Below are 21,086 nucleotides of genomic sequence, written 5' to 3'. Positions count from 1 at the left end.
GCTTATAGCGCGCCAGCCTGCAACTGGAAGTCGATATAGCCGTATGCGATGCGCCGGGACTTCTCGGCGTTGAACTGGCCGCCGACCAGGCTGCCGCGCAGCCACAGGCCGTCGATCATCGCGGCCAGGCCGCGGGCGGCCAGGCGGGCCTGCGGGTGGGGCAGCAGGCGGTTGAACTGGTGGCACAGGTTGGAGAACAGGCGCTGGTCGTTGGCGCGCTGCAGCCGGGCCAGTTCCGGCTGGTGCATGCTGGCGGCCCAGAAGGTCAGCCAGACGCGCATCGCGGTGCCGTTGATCTGGCTGTCGTCGAAATTGCCATCGACGATCGCGCGCAGCTGCTCGCGCGGATCGTCGCCAACCTCGGCGCGGTAGCGGGCGACGGCGTCCTTCAGTTCACGCAGGATCTGCCGCATTGCAGCATTGAGCAGGCCGTCCTTGTCGCCGAAGTAGTGGGCGACGATGCCGCTGGACAGCCCGGCCTTCTTCGCGATGGTGGCGACGGTCGCATCGGCCATGCCGATCTCGTCGATGGTCTGGAAAGTGGCCCGGATCAGCTGCTCGCGCCGTACCGGTTCCACGCCTTTCTTCGGCATTGTCTCTCCACGGATTGCGACCCGAAGGATCGGGCTGCCGGCCATTATGCTTTTTATTGATTGAACGTTCAATCAATAAACCCTAGGATGCGCTCGCGCCCCACGCCATGGGCCCGGTTTACCGGTCCGGCCCCGCCCATGTGCTCCCTCGGACTTGATGAGACGACCCCATGTCTTCCCTGGCTCATCCCAAGCGTTCGCCCCTGCGCTTGAACCGTTTTGTCTTCTTCAGCTCCTCGGTGTCGATCGGCATCCTCGGGCTGCTCACCGTTCTCTATCCCGAAGGCAGCGAGCACTGGCTGCAATGGGCCCAGGCCGAGGTCTCGGCAGCGTTCGGCTGGTGGTACATGCTGCTGATCGTGCTGTGCCTGGGCTTCGTGCTGTGGCTGGCGTTTTCGCCGTATGGCCGCATCCGCCTGGGCCATAACGAGGAATCACCGGCCTTCGGTTACGTGGCCTGGGTGTCGATGCTGTTCTCGGCCGGCATCGGCATCGCGCTGCTGTACTACGGCGCCTACGAGCCGCTGGACCACTTCCTGCATCCGCCCGGGCAGCCCGGCGGCACCGTGGCCGCCGGCCGCGAGGCGATGGTGCTGACCTTCCTGCACTGGGGCCTGCACGGCTGGGCGTTGTACGCGCTGGTCGGCGTGGCGCTGGGCTACTTCGCCTATCGCCGCGACCTGCCGCTGGCGCTGCGCTCGGCGCTGTACCCGATCTTCGGTGAGCGCATCCATGGTCGCATCGGCGACATGGTCGATGGGTTCGGCATCCTGGCCACGCTGATCTCGATGGTGACCAACCTCGGCATCGGTGCGCTGGTGGTGCAGTCCGGCCTGGTCTACCTGTTCAACATCCCGGATACGCCGCAGGTGCTGGTGGCGATCGTGCTGGTGATGATGGCGGTGGCCACCATAGGCGTGGTGGCGGGTGTGGAGAAGGGCATCGCCTGGCTCTCCAATCTCAACGTGCGCCTGCTGTGCGGCCTGCTGCTGTTCGTGCTGGTCACCGGCCCGACCCTGCACCTGTTCGACGGCCTGATCCAGAACACCGGCGACTACCTGGGCGCGTTCGTGCGCAAGAGCTTCGACATGTACCTCAACGACCCCAAGGGTCGCGAGTGGATGGGCTCGTGGACGCTGTTCTACTGGGCGTGGTGGATTGCCTGGGCACCGTTCGTCGGCCTTTTCGTGGCGCGCATTTCGCGTGGCCGCACCATCCGCGAAGTGATCATGGGCGTGCTGCTGATCCCGCTCGGCTTCACCCTGGCGTGGCTGTCGATCTTCGGCAACACCGCCATCGATCTGGTGCTCAATCACGGCCAGGCGATCCTCGGTGAGGTGGCGCAGAACGATGCGGCGATGACGCTGTTCAAGCTGCTGGAATACCTGCCTGCCGCGCCGTACGTGGCCGGTGCCGCGGTGGTGATCGGTTTCGTGCTGTTCCTGACCCCGGTCGATTCGGGCACGCTGATGATCGCCAACCTGTGCACCCGCCGCGTCGATGACGGCGTGGAGGACGGCCACGACGCGCCGATCTGGCTGCGCGTGTTCTGGGCGGTGGGCATCACCGTGGCCAGCGTCGGCCTGCTGCTGGCGGGCAACTTCAGCGCGATGCAGACGGCGGTGGTGCTGTGCGGCCTGCCGTTCTCGTTCATCCTGGCGTTCTACATGTGGGGCCTGCTGAAGGCGCTGCGCACCGACCCGGACGCGCCGCGACGCTGAGGGCCGGTGCGGTTGGGCACCGGCGCGTGCCGATGCCTGCCACATTTCATTGCATGCCTGGATACGTCAGATACGTCGGATGCCGTCGTGATCGACCATGGGGTCTCTTCAAGCAGGAGATCCCGATGAAACGACTTCTCTGTTGCCTGTTGCTGTCCGCTGCGGTTCCGCTGCGTGCCGAGCCGATGCCACCGCCGATGCAGCAGCTCGATTTTCCGGTACTGGCGGTGGGTGACATCGGCCAGTTCCGCGTGCGGGTCGAGTGCGGCGCCGTGGCGGATCTACGGCGTCTGGCCGTAGGGCAGTGCATCTGTAGAGCCGAGCCGATGCTCGGCTGCGGTTGGCGGTAATGCAGCCGAGCATGGCCCGGCTCTACAGGTGGCGCGTTACTTGCTGGCCAGCTGGCGCAGCACGTACTGCAGCAGGCCACCGTGGCGGAAGTACTCCACTTCCTTCGGGGTCAGCAGCATCACCGAGACCTCGAAGGTCTTCTTTGTGCCGTCGGCCTTGGTCGCGGTGACCGTGGCGCGCTTGCTGGCACCGTCCTGCAGGCCGGTGATGTCGATCACCTCCGAGCCGTCCAGGCCCAGCGACTGCGCGTTCTCGCCGTTGCGGAACTGCAGCGGCAGCACGCCCATGCCGACCAGGTTGGAACGGTGGATGCGCTCGAAGCTTTCGGCGATGACTGCCTTCACCCCCAGCAGGAGGGTGCCTTTGGCCGCCCAGTCGCGCGACGAGCCGGTGCCGTATTCCTTGCCGGCCAGCACCACCAGCGGCACCTTGTCGGCCTTGTACTTCATGGCCGCATCGTAGATCGCCAGCTTTTCCGGCTGGCCGCCAGCGGCGGGGTAGTACAGGGTGTTGCCGCCTTCCTCGCCACCGAACATCAGGTTCTTGATGCGGATGTTGGCGAAGGTGCCGCGGACCATCACATCATCGTTGCCGCGGCGGCTGCCGTAGCTGTTGAAATCGGCCGGCTGCACGCCGCGCTCCTGCAGGAAGCGGCCTGCCGGCGAGTCCTTCTTGATGTTGCCGGCCGGGGAGATGTGGTCGGTGGTGATCGAGTCGCCGAACAGGCCCATCACGCGTGCGCCGTGCACGTCGTCGATGCTGCCGGTCTGCATGGTCATGCCATCGAAATACGGCGGGTTCTTGATGTAGGTGGAGGCATCGCTCCACTCGTACAGGTTGCCGTCCGGCGAGGCGATGGTGTTCCAGCGGGTATCACCCTTGAATACGTCAGCGTAGTTCTGCTTGAACATCTCCGGACCGATGGTGGCGGCGATGACATCGCCGATTTCCTTGTTGCTCGGCCAGATGTCGCGCAGGAACACCGGCTGGCCATCGCTGCCGGTGCCCAGCGGCTGGGTGGTCAGGTCGATGTCGGTGGTGCCGGCGATGGCGTAGGCCACCACCAGCGGCGGGCTGGCCAGGTAGTTCATCTTCACTTCGGGATGCACGCGGCCCTCGAAGTTGCGGTTGCCCGACAGTACCGAGGTGACCACCAGATCGCCGGCGGCGATGCCGGCGCTGACTTCGGTCGGCAGCGGGCCGGAGTTGCCGATGCAGGTGGTGCAGCCGTAGCCGACCACGTAGAAGCCGATCTTCTCCAGCTCCCTCAGCACGCCGGCCTTTTCCAGGTAATCGGTAACCACGCGCGAGCCTGGGCCGAGCGAGGTCTTCACCCACGGCTGGCGGTTCAGGCCCTTGGCCGCCGCGTTGCGCGCCAGCAGGCCGGCGCCGATCATCACCGCCGGGTTGGAGGTGTTGGTGCAGGAGGTGATGGCGGCGATCACCACTGCGCCGTCCTTCAGCCGCACCTTGCGGTTCTCGATCTCGATGTCGGCAAAGCCCTTGGCCAGCTGCTCGTTGCCGACCGCAGCGCCGCCGCCTTCATTGACGAACGAGGACACATCCTCGCTGCGCTTGTCACGGTTGGCGGTCATGCCGACCAGCGCTTCGCGGTAGTTCTTCTGCACGTCTTCCAGCAGCACGCGGTCCTGCGGGCGCTTGGGGCCGGCCAGCGACGGCTTCACCGTGCCCATGTCCAGTTCCAGCGTAGTGCTGTACTGGGCGTGCGGGCTGCCCGGTTCGTGCCACAGGCCCTGCGCCTTGGCGTAGGCCTCGACCAGGTTGATCTGCTCTTCGCTGCGGCCGGACAGGCGCAGGTAGTTCAGCGACTCGGCGTCGATCGGGAAGATGCCGCACGTGGCGCCGTATTCCGGGGCCATGTTGCCGATGGTGGCACGGTCGGCCAGCGGCAGGTGCTGCAGGCCGTCACCGTAGAACTCGACGAACTTGCCGACCACGCCCAGCTTGCGCAGCATCTGGGTGACGGTCAGCACCAGATCGGTGGCAGTGGCGCCTTCGGGCAGCCTGCCGGTGAGCTTGAAGCCGACCACCTGCGGGATCAGCATCGACGACGGCTGGCCGAGCATGGCCGCCTCCGCTTCGATGCCGCCCACGCCCCAGCCGAGCACGCCGATGCCGTTGATCATGGTGGTGTGGCTGTCGGTGCCGAACACGGTATCGGGGTAGGCCACCGCCTTGCCGTCCTTGTCCGCGGTCATCACTACGCGGGCCAGGTTTTCCAGGTTCACCTGGTGGACGATGCCGGTGTTGGGCGGCACCACCTTGAAGTTGTCGAAGGCCTTCTGGCCCCAGCGCAGGAAGCCGTAGCGCTCCTGGTTGCGCTGGAATTCGATCTTGCCGTTGAGGTCCAGCGCGTCCGGCTTGCCGAACACGTCGACCTGCACCGAGTGGTCGATGACCAGCTCGGAGGGAATCTGCGGGTTGATCTGCTCGGGCGAGCCGCCGAGCTTGACCACCGCATCGCGCATCGCGGCCAGGTCGACCACGCAGGGCACGCCGGTGAAGTCCTGCAGGACCACGCGCGCCGGCATGAAGGCGATTTCGGTGTCCGGTTCGGCGGACGGGTTCCAGCGGGCCACGGCTTCGATGTGGTCCGGGCCGACGGTGGCGCCGCCGTCCTCATGCCGGAGCAGGTTCTCCAGCAGGATCTTCATCGAGTAGGGCAGGTGGGAGATATCGAAGCGCTGGCCCAGCGTGGGCAGGCTGAAATAGTCGTAGGTCTTGCCGCCGACGTTCAGCTGGCTGCGGGTGGAGAACGAATCGCTCATGCGGGGTAACTCCTTCTTGCGGTTGGCTTGCAGTGGCCCGCCGTGGCGGGCCTGCTTGCGTGTGACGGTGGCGTTGCGGCCGCCGGATCCCCGCCAGTATGGCCGAGCAGGGAGGGGGCGGAACGCCCTTGGCGCAGGACGCAAGGTTACATGGCTGTATGTAGTGCGGATGTCACGGTTTGCCACGCCACTGGCTCATCAGCATCTGCAGGAAACGTTCGGCAGTGGGCGAGAGCAGGGCGCCGCGACGACGCACGATGCCGATGGTGCGCGACACCACCGGGTTGCCGATCGGGCGGGTCACCAGGATCGGGTGGTCCCCATCGGGTGTGGCCATTTTCGGCAGCACCGATACACCGATGCCGGCTTCGACCATGCCCAGCGACGTGGACAGGTGGGTCACCTCGTAGTGCCAGCTCAGTTTCAGGTTCTCGCGTGCCAGCGCGCCGTCGAGCAGGGTGCGGTTGCCGCTGGTGCGATGCACCGTGATCAGCTGGTGCTGGGCCAGATCGGCCCATTCGACCTTGCGCTTGCGGGCCAGTGGATGGTCGCGGCGGCAGGCCAGCACGAACGGGTCTTCGGCCAGCACGTCGAAATCAAGGTTGGGATCGTTGGCGCCCATGAAGTTGATGCCGAATTCCACTTCGCCGCGTTCCACCGCCTGCAGTCCTTCGGTGGCCGGGATATCCAGGATGCGGAAGCGCACGTTCGGATGCGCCTCGTGGAAGCGTGCCATCACGCTGGGAAGGAAGTAGAACGCCGCCGTCGGCAGGCAGGCGATGGTCACCGTTGCGCCGCGGGTGTCTTCGCGCCCGCGCAGTGAGAACAGCGAGCCGTCGAATTCTTCCAGCATGCGCCGTACCAGCGGCAGCAGGTTCTCGCCGACAGCGGTCGTGCTGACGCTGCGCGTGGTGCGTTCGAGCAGGGGCGAACCGACCGCCTGCTCCAGCTTCTGGATTCGGCGGCTGAGCGCCGGCTGTGAAACGTGCAGGCTTTCCGCAGCGCGATGGAAGCTGCGCGTCTCTGCAACGAGGAGGAAAGCGCGCAGGTCGAGGATTTCGCAATTGATGCTCATTCGGTATTAATCATCCAAAAATCAGCAATTCACAGATCAATTGGGGTCATGCCAGTATCGAATCACAGAGGGGGCATTCATCCCCTATACGCATCAATCTAGCACACGTATGTCCAACGATCTGCTCAGCATTCCCTGCGTACTCATGCGCGGTGGCACCTCCAAAGGTCCCTTCTTCATGGCATCCGACCTGCCGGCGGACACCGCCCGGCGCGACCGCCTGCTGCTGGAAGTGATGGGCTCGGGCCACCCGCTGCAGATCGACGGTATTGGCGGCGGCAACGCCCTGACCAGCAAGGTGGCGATCATCGACCGCTCCAGTCGCGACGATGCCGACGTGGACTACCTGTTCGCCCAGGTGCGGGTGGAGCAGCAGGTGGTGGACACCTCGCCCAACTGCGGCAACATGCTGGCCGCAGTCGGCCCGTATGCCATCGAACGCGGCCTGGTACAGGCGCAGGATCCGCAGACGCGGGTGCGCATCTTCAACGTCAACACCGGCAAGCTGATCGTGGCAACGGTGGAGACCCCCGGCGGCGAAGTGGTCTACCGCGGTGATACGCGGATCGCCGGTGCGCCGGGTTCGGCCTCGCCGGTGCGGCTGTCCTTCCTGGACGCCGCCGGTGCCCGCACCGGCAAGCTGCTGCCCAGTGGCCATGCGCAGGAAACCATCCATGGCATGGCGGTCAGCCTGGTGGACTGCGCGATGCCGATGATGATGGTGCGCGCGGCCGATATGGGTGTCCACGGCGACGCCTCGCCGGCGGAACTGAATGCGGATCACGCGCTGCTGGCGCGGCTGGAAGCGATGCGCATCGAGGCGGGTACGCGCATGGGCATCGCCGATGCGGGCAGCAAGGTGATTCCCAAGCCGGTACTACTTTCCGCACCGCAGCAGGGCGGCGACCTGCAGGTCCGCTACTTCATGCCCCACCAATGCCACACCGCACTTGCCATCACCGGCGCGGTCGGTCTGGCCACCGCCGCAGTCACGCCCGGCACCCTGGCCAACACTTTCGTCGGATGCCTGCCGATGCCGGGCAGCATTACCCTCGAACATCCGAGCGGCCTGCTGGAAGTGGGCCTGAGCCGCAGCTCGGACGACGCGCCGGTCGTTGCCAGCGTGGTCCGCACCGCGCGCCGCCTGTTCGAAGGGCGCGTGTTCGCGACTTCGCCCGCCGCTGCCGAAACCCATTCCACCGAAGCCCGCCAATGGACCTCAGCGGCATGACCTGAAACCGGTCGGGGCCGCGCAGATGCGCGTGGCCAGGCCACTACAACGCAGATGCTTCACTCCTGGGAGGGATGATGTACAAGCAGTTCTTCATGGCCGCGCTTTGCGCGGCGAGCCTGGCCGTGTCCGGTTGCGGCAAACACGATGCCAGCGGAGCCTCGGCGCCCGGCGGCGACAATGCGCCGGTGCGGATCAGCGTGGGTTCCTACAACCTCAACAACCTGCCGTTCTTCATCGCCGACGCAAAGGGCTATTTCAAGGATGCCGGGCTGGAGGTGAAGACCGAGAACTTCGCCCAGGGCGGCTCCAAGGTCCTGCAGGCGCTGGTGGCCAATTCCACCGATGTGGCAGTGGGCTTCTATGACCACACTATCCAGATGCAGGCCAAGCACAAGGACGTGGTCGGTTTCGTGCTGCTGTCACGCAACTCGGGCCTGGTGATGGCCGGTCGCGAGGATGCCAGCTTCGATCCGGCGCGCCCGCAGACCATCAAGGGCCAGAAGATCGGCATTACCGCCCCGGGTTCGTCATCCGACTTCTTCGTGCGCCACTTCCTGGCCCAGCACGACATCCCTGTGGACAGCATCTCGCTGATCGGCGTGGGTTCCGGCGCGGCGGCGGTGGCCGCGCTTGAACAGGGCAAGATCGACCTGCTGGTCAACTACGATCCGGCCGCGACGCTGATCACCGATCGCAAGGTCGGCAGGATCATCATCGACGCGCGCAGCGACGAAGGCGCACGCCAGGTCTACGGCGGCCTCTACCCCACCTCGGTGATGTACGCCAACCGCAGCTTCCTCGAACAGCGTCCGCAGGCGGCCGAGAAGATTGCCCGCGCCGAACAGCGGGCGCTGAAGTTCATCGCCGAAAACAGCGCCGAGGACATCGTTGCCGCGCTGCCGGACAGCTACGTCTCCGGCGACCGCGCCACCTATGCCCGTGCCGTGGAGAACGCCCGCGCGATCTTCACCACCGACGGCCACTTCACCCCGGCTGATCTGGAAACGCCGCTGAAGGTGCTTCGCGAGTTCAACAAGGATGTCGCCAACGCCGACATCGATCTGTCCAGGACCTACACCAATGCCTTCGTCGAGCGTGCCCACGCTGCGGCGCCGGCTGCCCAACGTTAAGCGGAGGTAACCCCATGGCCCTCAATGCCACCGTGCGCCAGCTCAACGGCGCGCCGCAGCTGGAGCCTGCACAGACCATGGTCGCCATCAACAAGGTGACCATGTCCTTCGGCGAGTTCACCGCCGTGCGCGATGTCGACATCCAGGTGGGCGACGGCGAGTTCCTCGCCATCGTCGGCCCCACCGGCTGCGGCAAGAGCACCATCCTCAATTCCGTGGCAGGGCTGCTCAAGCCCTCGTCCGGTGACGTGGCCATCGACGGCCGCACGGTCAACGGCGTGCAGGAGTCAGTCGGCTACCTGTTCCAGCAGGATGCGCTGCTGCCGTGGAAGACCGCCTACCAGAACGTCGAGCTGGGCCTGCGTTTCCGTGGCGTGCCCGAGGCCGAGCGCAAGGCCAAGGCCAACGCGTGGCTGGCCAAGGTCGGCCTTGCCGGCTTCGAGCACCGCTACCCGCACCAGCTGTCCGGTGGCCAGCGCAAGCGCGTACAGATGGCGCAGGCGCTGATCGTCGAGCCGAAGGTGATCCTGATGGACGAGCCGTTCTCGGCGCTGGACATCCATACCCGCCACCTGATGCAGAACGAGCTGCTGCGCCTATGGCAGGAGGATCGCCGCTCGGTGATCCTGATCACCCACGACCTGGAGGAAGCCATCGCCCTGGGTGACCGCGTGGTGGTGCTGTCTTCCGGCCCCGCAAGCCGGGTCGTGCGCAGCTTCGATGTGGACCTGGAACGGCCGCGCAACGTGGCGGAGATCAAGCTGGACGAACGTTTCACCGACCTGTACCGCGACATCTGGGCCTGCCTGCGCGGCGAAGTGGAGAAGAGCTATGCACGCCAAGACTGACCGTTTCATCCAGATCGCACTGGTCATCGCCGTGTTCGGTGGCTGGGAGGGCGGCATCGCGCTGGGCTGGATCGACCCGTTCTTCTTCCCGTCGCCGACGGCGATCGCGCAGCAGGCCTGGACCTGGCTGTCCGATACCTCGTTCTACCAGCACGTCTACATCACCCTGACCGAAACCGCGCTGGGCTACCTGATCGGTACCGGCCTGGGCGTGGCCGGTGGCGTCTGGCTCGGCCTGAGCCGCCGCTCGGCGCGCATCCTGGACCCCTTCATCAAGGGCTTCAACGCGATTCCGCGGGTGGTGCTGGCGCCGATCTTCGTGCTGTGGCTGGGCCTGGGCCTGTGGTCGAAGGTGGCGCTGGCGGTGACCCTGGTGTTCTTCACCACGTTCTTCAACGCCATGCAGGGCGTGCGCGAAGTGAACCCGGTGGTGCTGGCCAATGCGCGCATCCTCGGTGCGGGCCGCAGTGACCTGCTGCGCCACGTGTACTTCCCCGCGGCCGCCAGCTGGATCCTGTCCTCGCTGCGTACCTCGGTGGGCTTTGCCGTGGTCGGCGCCATCATCGGCGAATACCTGGGTGCTTCGGCAGGCCTGGGCTACCTGATCGCGCAGGCCGAGGGCAACTTCAATGCCGTGGGTGTGTTTGCCGGCATCATCATCCTGGCCGCCTTCGTGCTGGTCATCGATGCACTGCTGGATGTGGTCGAGAACAAGCTGATCACCTGGCGCCCCAACGCCCAGGCACAGGCCACCAGCTGACCGCGCTGCGCTGAGCCCGCATGCCGCGCCGCCGGGCTGACCCGGCGGCGCGCGCTGCCTCCCCCGATCTTCCCCCGCACCACCGCAACGGGCCAGCGCCAGGCCAGGGGGCCGGCTGGCCGGAGAGAGAGCCCATGAACACGCACACCGTGCTGCCCCGCGCAGCGCTGTCGGTCGCGCTCGGCCTGCTGTTGGCCAGCGGCCCTGCCGGAGCGCAGTCTGCCCCGGCCCCGTTGAGCCCGGCCGAACTGTCGGCACTGGTGCAGCAGCAGGCGCTGCAGATCCAGCAGCTTGAAGCGCGCCTGCGTGCCGTTGAAGGCGCACAGAGTGGCGTAATTGCGGCCGCGGTTGCACCTTCGCCGGCACTGGAAACCCGCGTGGCCGCGCTGGAATCGAGCCAGTCCAAGGCACCGAAGGTGTCGTGGTCGAAGGGCGCACCCGAGTTCAGCAGCGCTGACGGCAACGTGGCGTTCCGCCCGCGTGGCCGCCTGTTCGTTGATGCGTCGAGCACTGACGGCTCGTCGGTGGCCGACCGCAACATTTCCGGCACCGAGATCCGCTCGGTGCGGCTGGGAGCCGAGGGTCGTTACGGCATTCTCGGCTGGGCGGTGGAGGGCGACTTCGCCGACAACGCGGTGGCCTGGAAATCGGTCTATGCCACCGTGGACCACCACCTGTTCGGCCTGCCGGCCGACCTGACCGTGGGCAATCGCTTGAACGATCGCGGCATCGACGGCTCCAGCAGCACGTCCAACACGCCGTTCCCGGACCGCAACGTGGTGGGCACGCTGATGCTGCCGCAGCGCGGCCTGTTCGGCGTGGGCCTGACCGAGCGCGTATACGGCAAGGCCTGGCACGCCAGCCTGTCGGTGGCGGGCAATGACCTGAACAATGCCGGCACCGACAACGACAGCCTGACCTGGGCCACGCGCGTGCACTGGAACCCGGTGGCCAGCAAGGCGGCCACCGTGCATCTGGGTGCATGGGCGTTCCACGAAGAGATCGCCGCCGGTGCCAGCGGTGTGCTGCGCAGTTCGGCCATCGCCGGGCACTTCAACGATCTGGTCAGGATCGCCCCGGGCACCCTGACCGGCGCCAAGCGCAGCAACGCCTATGGCCTGGAAGCGGCTGGCTTCTTTGGCCCGGCCTGGGCCACCGGCGAATGGGGCACGCGCAAGCTGCGCGGGGTCGATGCCGGAGGCCGCTACAACCTGGACCATCAGGCCTGGGCGGTGTCGGCGGGCTGGTTCCTGGCAGGCGCCGTTCCGGCCTATTCAGGCAAGGCCGGCACCTGGGGCAAGGTGAAAGTGGCCGACCCGGTGACCCAGGGCGGCGCTGGAGCCTGGGAGCTGAAGGCGCGCTATGAGGACGTGGACTACGGCGAGCTGCCCACCGGCGGCACCGGCCACGCGTGGACGATCGGAACGAACTGGTACCTGAACGACTACAGCCGGGTGATGTTCGAGGCGATCCGCTGGCAGACCTACAACCGCAGTGGCAGCGGGCAGGGCAGGGACGAGGGCACGACGGTCAATACCCGCCTGCAGGTGGCGTTCTAGGTACGTGACTGGCGGTATGGACCCTTTGGTATGTATAATTCGTGCATACCGAAGAGGGCCTACCGATGGAAGCCACTGTTGCAGAACGCGGACAGATCACCCTGCCCAAGGCGGTACGTGATGCCCTCGGCCTGACCAAGGGCACGCTGCTGAAGGTCGAGCTGGACGGCAGCCGCATCATCCTGCGCAAGAGTGTTGACGATGCCATCTCACGGGCGCGCGGCAAGTTCGCGCTGGATGGTTTCGAATCGTCCGAGGCGGCCGTGCGTTCGGTGCGCGACGAGGACTGACCGGTGATGATCGCCGTCGATTCGCCGGTGCTGGTTGAACTGCTCAGCAATGGCCCGCAGGCCGATGCGGTGGAAGCCATCCTGCGCCAGAGCCTGGTGGGTGGCCGCGTGGTGGTCTGCGGCGCGACCCTGGCCGAAGTCTGCGCATCGCTGCGCGGCGGCGCCGAAGTGCTCGAAGCGCTGGAAGAAATGGGCGTGCACTTCAACCCGATGGAGGCCAAGTCGGCGCTGCGCGCCGGCGAGATGCACCGCCGTCACCGCCAGCGCAGCGGCAGCCGCCGCAGCCTGGACGAATTCATGGTCGGCGCTCACGCACTGCTGCAGTGCGATGGCCTGATCACCTGGAACGACACGTTCTACCGCGACTACTTCAAGGGCCTGAAGCTGATCGTGCCGCAAGCCTGAGCCCACTCTGTTTTTTCAACCTACGCATTACCCGGGAGTTGTCATGTTGGAAGCCTACCGCCACCACGTCGCCGAGCGCGCTGCGCTTGGCATCCCGCCGCTGCCGCTGAGCGCGCAGCAGACGGCCGATGTCATCGAACTGCTGAAGAACCCGCCGCAGGGCGAGGCCGAGTTCCTGCTCGACCTGCTGACCCACCGCGTGCCGGCCGGCGTCGATGACGCAGCCAAGGTCAAGGCCTCGTACCTGGCCGCGATCGCGCTGGGCAGCGAGCAGAACCCGCTGATCAGCCGCGAGCGCGCCACCGAACTGCTGGGCACCATGCTCGGCGGTTACAACGTGGCCCCGCTGGTGCAGCTGCTGGACGATGCCAGTGTCGGCACCATCGCCGCCAATGGCCTGAAGAAGACCCTGCTGGTCTTCGATGCCTTCCACGATGTGCAGGAAAAGGCCAAGGCCGGCAACGCCAACGCCCAGGCCGTGCTGCAGAGCTGGGCCGATGCCGAGTGGTTCACCAGCAACCCGGAAGTGCCGCAGAGCCTGACCGTCACCGTGTTCAAGGTGCCGGGCGAGACCAATACCGACGACCTGTCCCCGGCGCCGGACGCAACCACCCGCCCGGACATCCCGATGCACGCCCTGGCGATGCTGAAGAACAAGCGCGACGACGCGCCGTTCACCCCGGAAGAAGACGGCAAGCGCGGCCCGATCCAGCAGATCCTCGACCTGAAGGACAAGGGCCACCTGGTCGCCTATGTCGGCGATGTGGTCGGCACCGGTTCCTCGCGCAAGTCGGCTACCAACAGCGTGCTGTGGTGGACCGGCGATGACATTCCGTTCATCCCGAACAAGCGCGCCGGTGGCGTCTGCCTGGGTTCGAAGATCGCCCCGATCTTCTACAACACCATGGAAGATGCCGGCGCGCTGCCGATCGAGCTGGACGTGTCGAAGATGGAGCACGGCGATGTGGTCGAGCTGCGTCCGTACGAAGGCAAGGCGCTGAAGAACGGTGAAGTGATCGCCGAGTTCCAGGTCAAGTCCGACGTGCTGTTCGACGAAGTGCGTGCCGGTGGCCGCATTCCGCTGATCATCGGCCGCGGCCTGACCGGCAAGGCGCGTGAAGCGCTGGGCCTGGCCCCGACCGACCTGTTCCGCCTGCCGGTGCAGCCGGCTGACACCGGCAAGGGCTTCTCGCTGGCGCAGAAGATGGTTGGCCGCGCCTGTGGCCTGCCGGAAGGCCAGGGCATGCGCCCGGGCACCTACTGCGAACCGAAGATGACCTCGGTCGGCTCGCAGGACACCACCGGCCCGATGACCCGCGACGAGCTGAAGGACCTGGCCTGCCTGGGCTTCTCGGCCGACCTGGTGATGCAGTCGTTCTGCCACACCGCCGCCTACCCGAAGCCGGTGGACGTGAAGACCCACCACACCCTGCCGGAGTTCATCTCCACCCGTGGCGGCATCTCGCTGCGCCCGGGCGACGGCGTGATCCACAGCTGGCTCAACCGCATGCTGCTCCCGGACACCGTCGGTACCGGTGGTGACTCGCACACCCGTTTCCCGGTCGGCATTTCGTTCCCGGCTGGTTCGGGCCTGGTCGCCTTCGCCGCGGCTACCGGCGTGATGCCGCTGGACATGCCGGAGTCGGTGCTGGTGCGCTTCAAGGGCAAGATGCAGCCGGGCGTGACCCTGCGTGATCTGGTCAATGCCATTCCGCTGTACGCTATCAAGTCGGGCCTGCTGACCGTGGCCAAGGCTGGCAAGAAGAACATCTTCTCCGGCCGTATCCTGGAAATCGAAGGTCTGCCGGAACTGAAGGTCGAACAGGCGTTCGAACTGTCCGACGCGTCGGCCGAGCGTTCGGCTGCCGGTTGCTCGGTGCGCCTGAACAAGGAACCGATCATCGAGTACCTGACCAGCAACATCACCCTGCTGAAGTGGATGATTGCCGAGGGTTACCAGGATCCGCGTTCGCTGCAGCGCCGTATCGAGAAGATGGAAGCGTGGCTGGCCAACCCGGAACTGCTGGAGCCGGATGCCGACGCCGAATACGCTGCCGTCATCGAGATCGACCTGGCCGACATCCACGAGCCGATCGTGGCCTGCCCGAACGATCCGGACGACGTGAAGACCCTGTCCGAAGTGGCCGGCGCCAAGATCGACGAAGTGTTCATCGGTTCGTGCATGACCAACATCGGCCACTTCCGCGCCGCGGCCAAGCTGCTGGACGGCAAGCGTGACCTGCCGACCCGCCTGTGGGTGGCCCCGCCGACCAAGATGGATGCTTCGGAGCTGACCAAGGAAGGCGTGTACGGCACCTTCGGCGCTACCGGTGCACGCATGGAAATGCCGGGCTGCTCGCTGTGCATGGGCAACCAGGCGCAGATCCGCGAAGGCTCCACTGCGATGTCGACCTCGACCCGCAACTTCCCGAACCGTCTGGGCCGCAACACCAATGTGTACCTGGGTTCGGCCGAACTGGCCGCGATCTGCTCGCGTCTGGGCCGCATCCCGACCAAGGAAGAGTACATGGCCGATATCGGCGTGATCGCTGCCAGCGGCGCCGAGATCTACCGCTACATGAACTTCGACCAGATCGAGGAGTACCAGGACGTGGCCAAGACGGTCGCTGCCTGATGCGGTAACGAAAAACCCCCGGCTCGCGCCGGGGGTTTTTTGTGGGACGACGATGCGCGGTAGTGCCGGCCGCTGGCCGGCAGCGCGTTGAAACGAGCAACCCCCGTGAGAGCCGGGGATATTCTGCTGCGTGATGGCCTGTAGAGCCGAGCCTACGCTCGGCTGCTGTTCGCGCGATGCGTGATGAGTCGAGCGTGGCTCGACTCTACAACGGTCCCATCAGCCGCGGGCGAGGGCGAGCAGGCGTTCGGCAATGCGCTCCAGCGGCACCTGCTCCTGGGCCGCACCCAGCTTGAACGCGGCGCCGGGCATGCCCCAGACCACGCTGGTGGCCTCGTCCTGCACCAGGGTCGGCGCGCCAGCCTGGCGCATTTCCAGCAGGCCGCGTGCGCCGTCGTCACCCATGCCGGTGAGGATGGCGCCGATCGCATTGCCGCCGGCGCTCTGCGCGACTGAACGGAACAGCACGTCCACCGCAGGCTTGTGCCGGTTCACCGCCGGGCCGTCGTCGACCCGGCAGCGCCAGCGTGCACCGTCGCGGATGATGCGCAGGTGCTTGCCACCCGGCGGCAGGTAGGCGTGGCCGGGCAGCACCGCTTCGCCGTCACTGGCTTCGCGCACGGCCATCGCCGAGTGGCGGTCCAGGCGCTCGGCAAAGGCCGTGCTGAAGCTGGCGGGCAGGTGCTGGGTCATCACCACCGCTGGCGCATCGGCTGGCATGCCTTCCAGCACCACGCGCAGGGCTTCGGTGCCACCGGCCGAGGAGCCGATTGCAATCAGGCGGTCGGTGGTACGGAACTGCGGTGCGGCCGGACGCATTGCCGGGGCGGCTTCTAGCGTGAGCTTCGGTGCGCTGCTGCGCATCAGCGGGCGCACCCGCGAGCGCGCCGCCATCTTCACCTTGGCGATGATCTCATCGGCGTAGCCCTGCAGGCCGCGCGCCACATCAAGCTTGGGCTTGGATACGAAATCCACCGCGCCCAGCGCCAGCGCCTGCAGCGTGGTGTCGGCGCCACGCTCGGTCAGCGAGGAGATCATCACCACTGGCAGGGGATGCAGGCGCATCAGGTTTTCCAGGAACGCCAGCCCGTCCATGCGCGGCATTTCCACGTCCAGGGTGATCACGTCCGGTGCCAGGCGCTTGATCTTCTCGCGCGCCAGCAACGGGTCGGCGGCGGTACCGACCACGTCGATGGTCGGATCGCTGGACAGGATCTCGGTGAGCATCTGGCGCACGACGGCGGAGTCGTCGACGATCAGGACCCGGCAGGGGGCGTTGCCGGTCAGGGTCATTCGAACAACTCCACGCCGCCGGTGACCGGGGCCTTGGACAGGCGTGCACGTACCGCCGATTCGGTGGCGGCCACTTCGGCCTCATGGGCATGCGGCAAGCGCTGCACCACCACGCGGCCGGTATCGGCGAAGAACCAGATCTTGCGCGGATGGATGCCGCACAGGTCCTCGGCGATGATCGGGATGTGCTCGGCCTGCAGGTACTGGCGCACGAACTCGGCGTTGCGTGTGCCGACCGGGTTGCTGGTGAAGCCCTTGAGCACGTTGGCGCCGCCGAACACCTTGGCTTCGATGCGCTTGCGGTGCGCGCCGCGCTTGAGCATGTCGTTGATCAGCAGCTCCATCGCATAGCTGCCATAGCGCGCCGGTGCGCCATCGCCGGCATTGCCTTCGGGCAGCAGGAAGTGGTTCATGCCGCCGATCTTCAGCACCGGGTCGCGCAGGCAGGCGGCCACGCAGGAACCCAGCGTGGTGGTCAGCGCGGTGGTGTCATCGACCACCAGGTACTGGGTCGGCAGCAGTTTGGCGGCGATGGTCTGGAAACGCGCGTCCTGGTAGCGCATCACATCGTCGGTACGCAGCGAGGCGTTCATGCGCCGGCCCTCGCAGCACGGCGATACAAGGTGCGTCCGCAGGGCTGGATCAGGTCGGCGGCGTGCAGGTAGTTCTCCGAGTGGCCGGTGTAGAGCAGGCCGTCTTCAGCCAGGTGCTGCACCAGCCGTCCGAGGATGGCGCGCTGGGTCGGCTTGTCGAAGTAGATCATCACGTTGCGGCAGAACAGCGCGTCGAACGGGCCGCCGACGTCGTAGCGCGGAGCGAGCAGGTTCAACGGACGGAATTCGATCAGTTCGCGCAGCGCCGGCAGTACCCGGCACTGGCCTTCGTTGGGGCCGCTGCCGCGCTGGAAGTAGCGTCGACGCAGGTCCGGATCGAGATTGGCGACCCGATCGATGTTGTAGACACCACGGCCAGCGGTGGCCAGCACCTGGGTATCGACATCGGTGGCGACGATGCGCACCGGTGGCTTCAGCGTGCCGAACGCTTCACAGGCGGTGATCGCCATCGAGTACGGTTCTTCGCCGGTGGACGCCGCGCAGGACCACAGCAGCAGCGGCGAGCGGCTGGAGCGCTGCTGCAGTTCTTCGCGCAGCTTGTCGAAGTGATGCGGCTCGCGGAAGAACGAGGTCAGGTTGGTGGTCAGCGCGTTGGTGAACGCCTGCCACTCGTCGCCGTCGTCCTGTTCCAGATGATCCAGGTACTGCTGGAAGCTGCGCATGCCCAGCGTGCGCAGGCGGCGCGACAGACGGCCATACACCATGTCGCGTTTGGCTGGGGCGAGGGCGATGCCCACGCGCTGGTAGATCAGGTCGCAGACACGGCGGAAATCACGGTCGGCGAACTCGAATTCGCGTGGGCCGGTGACGATGGGAGTAGGACTTTGCACGGGGGACGTGTCCATCGGCGAGGGCGGTGGCCGCAGCCACCGCGGGTGGGTCTCAGAATTCCTGCCAGTCGCTGTCGCTGGCGACGAAGGTGCTGGCGTTGCTGCTGCGACGGACCGGCGCGGGCGTGCTGGTCGGCTGCGGACGTGCCACGGTGGTGATACGCGGTGGCTCCACGCGTGCGGCAACCGCCTTCACTGCAGCGGAGACCTGGTTGTCGAGGCGGAAGATCGCCACGGCGTCGGCCAGTTGTGCAGCCTGGTCTTCCATCGCGCGTGCCGCAGCGGTGGCTTCCTCCACCAGTGCAGCGTTCTGCTGGGTGGTCTCGTCCATCTGCACCACGGTCTGGTTGACCTGCTCGATGCCGGCGCTCTGTTCCTGCGAGGCGGCGGAGATCTCGGCCATGATGTCGGTCACGCGCTGCACCGAGGCGACGATCTCGCCCATGGTGCTGCCGGCCTGATGGACCAGACTGGAGCCTTCGGCGACCTTGCCGACCGAATCGTCGATCAGGCCCTTGATCTCCTTGGCGGCGGCGGCCGAGCGCTGGGCGAGGGTGCGCACTTCGCTGGCAACCACGGCAAAGCCACGGCCCTGTTCACCGGCACGCGCAGCTTCCACGGCGGCGTTCAGCGCCAGGATGTTGGTCTGGAAGGCGATGCCGTCGATGACGCTGATGATCTCGGCGATCTTCTTCGAAGAGGCTTCAATGGCCGACATGGTGGTGACCACCTGGCCGACCACCTCGCCACCCTGCGAGGCAACGCCATGGGCGCCGATGGCGAGCTGGTTGGCCTGGCGGGCGTGTTCGGCGTTCTGGCGCACGGTGGAGGTCAGTTCCTCCATCGACGCAGCGGTCTCTTCCAGGTTGGCGGCCTGCTGCTCGGTGCGGCGCGACAGGTCGCTGTTGCCGGAGGCGATTTCGCCGGCGGCCAGGGTGATGCTGGAGGCGCTGGCCTGGATCTGGCCGACGATCTGGGTCAGCTGCGCGACGGTGGCGTTGGCGTCGTCACGCATGCGCGCAAACACGCCCTGGTAGTCACCGTGCATGCGTGCAGTCAGGTCGCCCTCGGCGATGGCCGACAGCAGCTGCGAGAGCTTGCCGAGGTTGTCATCGCTGACCGCCATCATCGCGTTGAGGTTTTCCAGCATGAGGCGGAAATCGTGATCGAAGCGCTGCGCATCGCCTCGGCGGCTGAAATCGCCTTCGGCAGCGGCACTGGCCAGCTGCTTGATCTCGGCGTTGATGCGGCCGAGGTTGGCCTTGACCGTATCGACGGTGGTGGTCATCGCCGCCTTCTCGCCCGGATAGCGCGCGATGTCGCGGCTGAGGTCGCCGACGGCGTATTGCTGCACCACGTCCAGCACATCGTGCAGGGTCTGCACGTGGCTGCCGACCAGGGCGTTGGTCTCCTGCACCATCAGGCCATACTCACCTGGGAAGGCGCGCGCGTCGATGCGGTAGCTCAACTCGCCACTCTCGTGCCGACGGGCCATCTCACGCTGGCCGTTGATGACCGCGTGCAACTGCTGCTGCATGCCCGACATGGCCTCCAGCAGGCGGCCCGGCTCGTCGTGCGGCTGCGGGCCGATGTGGCTGTCCAGCTTGCCACGGGCGATGCCTTCGGCGACGGCGGTGGCCTGCTTCAGCGGGCGCGCGATGCGATTGCCGATGACCCAGCTCAGCGCCAGCACGATCAACACCAGCACGCCGCCGGCGACGGCCATGATGGCGGTGAACACCAGCGCCTGCTTCTGCACGTCGTCCAGGTAGACGCCGCTGCTGACCACCCAGTTCCAGGGCGCGAACAGGCCGGCGTAGGCGACCTTCTCGACCTCTCCCTTGCTGCCCGGCTTGGCCCAGCGGTAACTGACGAAGCCGCCGCCGGCCTTGGCCGCTTCCACCTGGTCGTAGTAGATGCGCACGCCATCGTCGGTGCGGAAGTCCTTCATGTCCTTGCCGACCAGGTCCTTGCGGAACGGATGCATCAGCAGGCGGTAGCCGGTGTCGTAGAGGTTGAAGTAGTACGCATCATTGTCGGCGCGCATCACTTCCAGTGCCTGCAATGCCGCCGCCTTGGCGGCGTCTTCGCTGAGCTCGCCGGTGGTGGCCAGACGGTGGTAGTGCTGCAGGATGCCGTAGCTGAGTTCGACCTGGGTCTTCAGCGCGGTCTTGCGGGTCTCGGTGAGGTCCAGGTACTGCATGCGGGCGGCGATCACCGACAGCGCGATCACGCCGAGCGCGATGAGCAGCGTCAGCAGGTTGAGCTTGCGCCGGACGGAGAGGTTGCTGAAGTAGTGTTGCCAGCGATGCAGGAGATTCATCGAGCAGGACCAGGTTGAAGCAGGCGGGCGGCGCCGAGCCGGTCACGGCAGGACACACGGTGACAACCCCGTTATCGGCCGCGCGGGCGGGGGATTGAGGTGCGTTGTCCGAACGTATTCAGGTTTCCTTGCAGCGGCGGCTGCGGCGCTGCCTGCGGCAGGCTTTTGAAGCAACAGCAACAGCAACAGCGGTTGCTCGGCGGTCACGGGTTGCGAGAAGGGCTTGGCCAGGGTGGGTTGGCGGGGGACGCCGTAAACCCGTACTTGGGGGCTTGGCCGCGGCATCCATGCCGCGGACACCCCCGCCAACCCACCCTGACCAGGCCCATTCGACATCCCGGCGTCGGACGGCAAGAGCATTGGGTTTCCAGGTGGAAAGAGGGGTCAGATCCGTTTTCCTGCGGAAAACGGATCTGACCCCGGAAGCGATGCAGCTGTTGCTGTTGCTCTTCCTTCTTCAATCCGGGGTGGACGCGCACGGAAACTGTCCGTGGCCGGGAGGGTGGGTTGCGCAGGGGCGTAAGCGCCATGGATGGCGCGCCCGAGCCTACAGGGACGTATTCACGGCGTGCCCTGCGCAACCCACCCTCCCGGCCTACCCCCCGCAGCCCAGCGCTGCTCGCGACCACCCCGAAG

General features: G+C 66.4%; 17 protein-coding genes. 10 read left to right on the top strand and 7 right to left on the bottom strand.

Going from position 1 to position 21,086, the window contains the following annotated elements:
- Positions 1 to 2: 2 nt before the first annotated feature.
- The gene (gene betI / locus LZ605_RS06050) at positions 3 to 593 is read right to left on the bottom strand and encodes a transcriptional regulator BetI (RefSeq protein ID WP_197646908.1); all 591 of its coding nucleotides are present in this window, start codon (positions 591 to 593) and stop codon (positions 3 to 5) included.
- A gap of 170 nt (positions 594 to 763) precedes the next feature.
- Between betI and LZ605_RS06045 the strand changes: the two genes are divergently transcribed.
- Complete coding sequence (locus tag LZ605_RS06045) at positions 764 to 2,314, top strand: BCCT family transporter (protein ID WP_249844107.1); 1,551 nt, start codon at positions 764 to 766, stop codon at positions 2,312 to 2,314.
- 125 nt (positions 2,315 to 2,439) lie between these two features.
- Positions 2,440 to 2,664 carry a hypothetical protein gene (locus LZ605_RS06040; RefSeq protein WP_249844106.1) on the top strand — a complete coding sequence of 75 codons (225 nt, stop codon included), beginning with the start codon at positions 2,440 to 2,442 and terminating at the stop codon, positions 2,662 to 2,664.
- A gap of 36 nt (positions 2,665 to 2,700) precedes the next feature.
- Here the strand turns inward: LZ605_RS06040 and acnA are convergent, their stop codons facing one another.
- On the bottom strand, positions 2,701 to 5,454 hold the full coding sequence (gene acnA / locus LZ605_RS06035) for an aconitate hydratase AcnA (RefSeq protein ID WP_249844105.1): 2,754 nt from the start codon (positions 5,452 to 5,454) through the stop codon (positions 2,701 to 2,703).
- Positions 5,455 to 5,626: 172 nt separating this feature from the next.
- Complete coding sequence (locus tag LZ605_RS06030) at positions 5,627 to 6,529, bottom strand: LysR family transcriptional regulator (RefSeq protein ID WP_049455867.1); 903 nt, start codon at positions 6,527 to 6,529, stop codon at positions 5,627 to 5,629.
- A gap of 109 nt (positions 6,530 to 6,638) precedes the next feature.
- Here LZ605_RS06030 and LZ605_RS06025 point away from each other — a divergent pair, with 109 nt between their 5' ends.
- The 8 genes from LZ605_RS06025 (at position 6,639) to acnB (ending at position 15,390) form a co-directional block, all read left to right on the top strand.
- On the top strand, positions 6,639 to 7,760 hold the full coding sequence (locus LZ605_RS06025; protein ID WP_249844104.1) for a 4-oxalomesaconate tautomerase: 1,122 nt from the start codon (positions 6,639 to 6,641) through the stop codon (positions 7,758 to 7,760).
- A 77-nt stretch (positions 7,761 to 7,837) separates the two neighbouring features.
- Positions 7,838 to 8,893 carry an ABC transporter substrate-binding protein gene (locus LZ605_RS06020; protein ID WP_249844103.1) on the top strand — a complete coding sequence of 352 codons (1,056 nt, stop codon included), beginning with the start codon at positions 7,838 to 7,840 and terminating at the stop codon, positions 8,891 to 8,893.
- Positions 8,894 to 8,907: 14 nt separating this feature from the next.
- Positions 8,908 to 9,741: an ABC transporter ATP-binding protein gene (locus tag LZ605_RS06015; RefSeq protein WP_249844102.1), complete on the top strand. Its 834-nt coding sequence runs from the start codon at positions 8,908 to 8,910 to the stop codon at positions 9,739 to 9,741.
- Positions 9,725 to 10,501: an ABC transporter permease gene (locus LZ605_RS06010; protein WP_249844101.1), complete on the top strand. Its 777-nt coding sequence runs from the start codon at positions 9,725 to 9,727 to the stop codon at positions 10,499 to 10,501. Before LZ605_RS06015 ends, LZ605_RS06010 begins: the two co-directional genes overlap by 17 nt.
- Before the next feature lie 134 nt (positions 10,502 to 10,635).
- Positions 10,636 to 12,060 carry an OprO/OprP family phosphate-selective porin gene (locus LZ605_RS06005; protein ID WP_249844100.1) on the top strand — a complete coding sequence of 475 codons (1,425 nt, stop codon included), beginning with the start codon at positions 10,636 to 10,638 and terminating at the stop codon, positions 12,058 to 12,060.
- A 65-nt stretch (positions 12,061 to 12,125) separates the two neighbouring features.
- A complete protein-coding gene (locus LZ605_RS06000; RefSeq protein WP_249844099.1) occupies positions 12,126 to 12,350 on the top strand; it encodes an AbrB/MazE/SpoVT family DNA-binding domain-containing protein in 225 nt (74 codons plus the stop codon).
- 6 nt (positions 12,351 to 12,356) lie between these two features.
- A complete protein-coding gene (locus LZ605_RS05995; protein WP_008267153.1) occupies positions 12,357 to 12,755 on the top strand; it encodes a type II toxin-antitoxin system VapC family toxin in 399 nt (132 codons plus the stop codon).
- A 43-nt stretch (positions 12,756 to 12,798) separates the two neighbouring features.
- Positions 12,799 to 15,390, top strand: coding sequence for a bifunctional aconitate hydratase 2/2-methylisocitrate dehydratase (acnB, locus tag LZ605_RS05990; protein WP_249844098.1), 2,592 nt, complete (start codon positions 12,799 to 12,801; stop codon positions 15,388 to 15,390).
- 219 nt (positions 15,391 to 15,609) lie between these two features.
- Here acnB and LZ605_RS05985 read toward each other — a convergent pair whose 3' ends face one another.
- Genes LZ605_RS05985 through LZ605_RS05970 form a run of 4 tightly spaced genes read right to left on the bottom strand, consistent with a single transcriptional unit; the run spans position 15,610 to position 20,450 of the window.
- Positions 15,610 to 16,683: a protein-glutamate methylesterase/protein-glutamine glutaminase gene (locus tag LZ605_RS05985; protein ID WP_249844097.1), complete on the bottom strand. Its 1,074-nt coding sequence runs from the start codon at positions 16,681 to 16,683 to the stop codon at positions 15,610 to 15,612.
- Positions 16,680 to 17,276 carry a chemoreceptor glutamine deamidase CheD gene (cheD, locus tag LZ605_RS05980; protein ID WP_014037083.1) on the bottom strand — a complete coding sequence of 199 codons (597 nt, stop codon included), beginning with the start codon at positions 17,274 to 17,276 and terminating at the stop codon, positions 16,680 to 16,682. Before cheD ends, LZ605_RS05985 begins: the two co-directional genes overlap by 4 nt.
- Positions 17,273 to 18,142 carry a CheR family methyltransferase gene (locus LZ605_RS05975; protein ID WP_249844096.1) on the bottom strand — a complete coding sequence of 290 codons (870 nt, stop codon included), beginning with the start codon at positions 18,140 to 18,142 and terminating at the stop codon, positions 17,273 to 17,275. The genes cheD and LZ605_RS05975 overlap by 4 nt, the downstream gene beginning before the upstream one ends.
- A 37-nt stretch (positions 18,143 to 18,179) precedes the next feature.
- Positions 18,180 to 20,450, bottom strand: a complete 2,271-nt coding sequence (locus LZ605_RS05970; protein WP_249844095.1) for a methyl-accepting chemotaxis protein — start codon at positions 20,448 to 20,450, stop codon at positions 18,180 to 18,182.
- Positions 20,451 to 21,086: the final 636 nt, after the last annotated feature.

Source organism: Stenotrophomonas maltophilia (assembly GCF_023518235.1).
In the GTDB taxonomy this organism is placed as follows: domain Bacteria; phylum Pseudomonadota; class Gammaproteobacteria; order Xanthomonadales; family Xanthomonadaceae; genus Stenotrophomonas.
The sequence above is the reverse complement of the archived record's forward strand: the minus strand, read 5'-3'. Positions and strand labels throughout refer to the sequence as shown.

What these genes read in the sequence shown, in the direction of transcription:
- LZ605_RS06005 (WP_249844100.1), top strand. Translation starts at nt 10,636, where the DNA reads ATGAACACGCACACCGTGCTGCCCCGCGCAGCGCTGTCGGTCGCGCTC.
- LZ605_RS05995 (WP_008267153.1), top strand. Translation starts at nt 12,357, where the DNA reads ATGATCGCCGTCGATTCGCCGGTGCTGGTTGAACTGCTCAGCAATGGC.
- acnA (WP_249844105.1), bottom strand. Translation starts at nt 5,454, where the DNA reads ATGAGCGATTCGTTCTCCACCCGCAGCCAGCTGAACGTCGGCGGCAAG.
- LZ605_RS06015 (WP_249844102.1), top strand. Translation starts at nt 8,908, where the DNA reads ATGGCCCTCAATGCCACCGTGCGCCAGCTCAACGGCGCGCCGCAGCTG.
- LZ605_RS05970 (WP_249844095.1), bottom strand. Translation starts at nt 20,450, where the DNA reads ATGAATCTCCTGCATCGCTGGCAACACTACTTCAGCAACCTCTCCGTC.
- LZ605_RS06000 (WP_249844099.1), top strand. Translation starts at nt 12,126, where the DNA reads ATGGAAGCCACTGTTGCAGAACGCGGACAGATCACCCTGCCCAAGGCG.
- LZ605_RS06025 (WP_249844104.1), top strand. Translation starts at nt 6,639, where the DNA reads ATGTCCAACGATCTGCTCAGCATTCCCTGCGTACTCATGCGCGGTGGC.
- LZ605_RS06030 (WP_049455867.1), bottom strand. Translation starts at nt 6,529, where the DNA reads ATGAGCATCAATTGCGAAATCCTCGACCTGCGCGCTTTCCTCCTCGTT.
- LZ605_RS06020 (WP_249844103.1), top strand. Translation starts at nt 7,838, where the DNA reads ATGTACAAGCAGTTCTTCATGGCCGCGCTTTGCGCGGCGAGCCTGGCC.
- LZ605_RS06010 (WP_249844101.1), top strand. Translation starts at nt 9,725, where the DNA reads ATGCACGCCAAGACTGACCGTTTCATCCAGATCGCACTGGTCATCGCC.
- cheD (WP_014037083.1), bottom strand. Translation starts at nt 17,276, where the DNA reads ATGAACGCCTCGCTGCGTACCGACGATGTGATGCGCTACCAGGACGCG.
- LZ605_RS06045 (WP_249844107.1), top strand. Translation starts at nt 764, where the DNA reads ATGTCTTCCCTGGCTCATCCCAAGCGTTCGCCCCTGCGCTTGAACCGT.
- LZ605_RS06040 (WP_249844106.1), top strand. Translation starts at nt 2,440, where the DNA reads ATGAAACGACTTCTCTGTTGCCTGTTGCTGTCCGCTGCGGTTCCGCTG.
- betI (WP_197646908.1), bottom strand. Translation starts at nt 593, where the DNA reads ATGCCGAAGAAAGGCGTGGAACCGGTACGGCGCGAGCAGCTGATCCGG.
- acnB (WP_249844098.1), top strand. Translation starts at nt 12,799, where the DNA reads ATGTTGGAAGCCTACCGCCACCACGTCGCCGAGCGCGCTGCGCTTGGC.
- LZ605_RS05975 (WP_249844096.1), bottom strand. Translation starts at nt 18,142, where the DNA reads ATGGACACGTCCCCCGTGCAAAGTCCTACTCCCATCGTCACCGGCCCA.
- LZ605_RS05985 (WP_249844097.1), bottom strand. Translation starts at nt 16,683, where the DNA reads ATGACCCTGACCGGCAACGCCCCCTGCCGGGTCCTGATCGTCGACGAC.